The sequence below is a fragment of the Rhodococcus sp. IEGM 1351 genome (assembly GCF_030056875.1).
In the GTDB taxonomy this organism is placed as follows: domain Bacteria; phylum Actinomycetota; class Actinomycetes; order Mycobacteriales; family Mycobacteriaceae; genus Rhodococcus_F; species Rhodococcus_F opacus.
Genome location: NZ_JASHKU010000069.1, coordinates 1 through 3,188 on the forward strand (window position 1 = coordinate 1; position 3,188 = coordinate 3,188).

Annotated in this window: 1 protein-coding gene; it reads right to left on the bottom strand. The window is 69.1% G+C overall.

The genetic code is table 11. From position 1 onward, the window contains the following. The coding region (locus QM806_RS40730; RefSeq protein ID WP_283295024.1) for a non-ribosomal peptide synthetase at positions 1–3,188 on the bottom strand (3,188 nt) is incomplete at both ends.

Genomic DNA, 3,188 nt, shown 5'->3' on the forward strand with positions numbered 1-3,188 from the left:
TGGTGGTGTCGTATTGGTTGAGGAACCAGATGCGTTGCTGGGCGGGCGACAACGGTGCGAACTCCGGCTCCCTCGCGGCGGCGGTCAGCGAGGGGCGCGGCTCCGATTCGGTGTCGTCCAGGAGCAGTCGCGCCAGAGCACGCGGGGTGGGGGCATCGAACAGACTGCGCACGGCGAGGTCCGTGTGCAGGGTCGCGTTCACGCGGGCGACTGCCCGGGTCGCCGTCAGCGAGTTTCCACCTGCTGCGAAGAAGTCGTCGTCCACTCCCAGACTCGACAGGTCGAGTGACGCGGCGAGGATTTCCGCGACGGTCTGTTCGAGTGGGGTGGTCGCCGAAAGCTGCGCGGGGAGCGGGGTGGATCGGAGGGTGCGGAGCGCGTCGCGGTCGAGCTTTCCCGACGGCGTCCGCGGAATGTCGTCGATCTCGACGACCGCGGACGGAACGAGCTGTGCGGGAAGCCGACTCGTCAGGTAGTCGCGGAGTTCGCGGGGTCCGGTCGCGCCGGTGGTCGTCACGTAGGAGACCAGTGTCGCGTCCTGGCCGCTCGTGTCCGGGCCGCCCGTCGAGGGGAGCGTCGCGCTGAACGTGACCGCCGGATGACCGGACAGCGCGGCGTCGATCTCGCCGGGTTCGATCCGGTACCCACGCACTTTCACCTGCGAGTCGCTGCGACCCAGGTATTCGAGGACGGCACACCGCTCGCTCCCGGTGTTCCAGCGGACGACATCACCGCTGCGATACATGCGACCGCCCGGTGGGCCGAACGGATCGGCCACGAATCGGGTGGCGGTGAGTGCGGGCTTGCCGTGGTAGCCGCGGGCGATCGCATCGCCCGCGATGTACAACTCCCCCCGGGCCCGGAACGGGACCGGTTGCATCCGGGCGTCGAGCACGACCTCGGTGACGCCGTGGATCGGGCCGCCGATCACATTCGCACCGTCGGTGGCCGGATCGTCCGAGATATCTGCCGCCACGGTACTTTCCGTCGGTCCGTACGCGTTGATGAGTCGACGGTGCGGAGACCACCGGCGGATCACGTCGGGGGTGCACTTCTCCCCGCCGGTCACGACGCACTCGAGGTCGTCGAGGCCCCCGGGGTCCAGGGTGGCGAGAGTCGTGGGGGTCAGGAAAGCATGGGTCACCCGGCTGTCGGCGAGATGCCGACGCAGTTCATCCCCGCCGTAGATCGTGGTGGGCACGATCACCGCCGTGGCTCCCGCAGACCACGTGAGCAGATACTCGAGTACCGACGCGTCGAAGCTGGGAGACGCGAAATGCGCCACCCGGGACGCTGCGGTCACCCCGGTACGTCCGCGCAATGTGGTTGCGAGAGAGTTCAATCCACGGTGACCGACCACCACGCCTTTCGGAACCCCGGTGGACCCGGACGTATAGATCAGGTACGCCGCATTGTCGGGGCGGATCGTGGGCGCCTGACGAGCCCCCGTGTCACCGGTGTGCGGTGTCCGGCCGGCATCCGTGCCATCGATGTCGATCCACGTGACGGTGTCCGGCAGCGCGTCGCGACGACTGCTCGTGGTGAGGCCGACGAGGACTCCGGAATCGGTGAGCATGTGCTGGATGCGGATCTGTGGATACGTCGGGTCGACGGGCAGGAACGCGGCGCCGGTTCCGGCGACGGCCCAGACGGCGAGGACTGATTCGAGGGACCGCGGTATCGCGATGGCGACCACACTTTCCGGACCGACGCCCGTCTCGACGAGGCGGTCGGCAAGGATCAATGCGCGGGCCTGCAGCTCGGCGTACGTCAGCCGGCGGGCCCCGTCGTCTACGGCGATGGCGTCGGGCGAGCGCTCAGCGGCGTCCGTGAGGATCGCGCCCAGGGTCCGCGGCTCGTCGGCTGCCTCGCCCCGGGCCGGCACCACCGCTCGGTGCTCCGCGGCGTCCAGCAGGTTCAGGCGGGCAATGGGCAGGGACGCGTCGGATCCCATGGCGACGAGCACACGTGCCAGTTGCCCGAGGATCGCGTCGACGCTGTCGGCATCGAATGCCGACAGCTGGAAGATGCACCGCAGGTGGAGTGTGGTGTCGGTGGTGGTGGCGGCGAGTGCGAGGGGGTAGTGGGTGGCGTCGGTGGCGGAGGTGGTGGTGATGGTGAGGTCGGTGGGTGGGGTGGTGGTGTGGTGGGGGTAGTTCTCGTGGACGGTGATGGTGTCGAAGGTGGTGGCGTGGGGGTTGGGGATGTGGGTGAGGGGGAGGTGGTGGTGGTCGAGGAGTTGTGTGTGGGTGGTGTGGGTGTGGTGGAGGAGGGTGGTGAGGGTGTCGGTGGGGTGGAGGGTGATGCGGACGGGGATGGTGTTGATGAAGAGTCCGATCATGGTTTCGATGCCGGGGATGTGGGGTGGGCGTCCGGAGACGGTGGTGCCGAAGGTGATGTCGGTAGTGCCGGTGTGGGTGGCGAGGACGAGGGCCCAGGCGGTGTCGAGGATGGTGTGGAGGGTGAGGTCGTGGGTGCGGGCCACGGTCCGCAACCCATCCGTCTGGGCGGTCGTGAGTGTCACCACGCGCTCCGCGCAGGGACCCGCGTCCCGGTGAGGATCGAGGCCCGGTGCGAGCCGCGTCGCGTCCTCGACACCCTCGAGCGCACGACCCCACGCGGCGACGGACGCCGAGACATCGCGCGTGCCCAGCCATTCGAGGAAATCGCGGTACGGCCGCACCGGCGCAAGCGCATCGGGATCGGCGTGGTGCTCGTAGAGCTGGAGGAGTTCGTGCAGCAGTAGCGGGGTGGACCAGCCGTCGAGTACCAGATGGTGGTTTGTGAGCACCAGGTGGTGGTCGTCGGGACCGGTCGTGACAAGGGTGAATCGCAGGAGAGGAGGCTCGGCCGGGTCGAACGGCGCGGCGCGGTCCGCGGTGAGGATGTCGTCGAGCTCTGCGGCGGGACGGTGTGCGGTGGTGACGTCGTGGTACGCCCAGGCGAGAGCAGTGGTCGTCACGACCTGTACCGGTGTGCCGTCCGGCGTGTGGGTGAAGGCCGCGCCCAGGTTCGGGTGACGGCCGAGCAGGGCTGCCACGGCGTCGCGCAGGCGGTCGGGATCGAGGGGTCCGCTGATGTCGAGGACGAGTTGGACGACGTAGGCGTCGGCGGCGGGCCCGCCGAGTTCGGCGTGGAACAGCAGACCGGCCTGCAAGGGGGTGAGGGGCCAGACGTCGGTGAGGGTG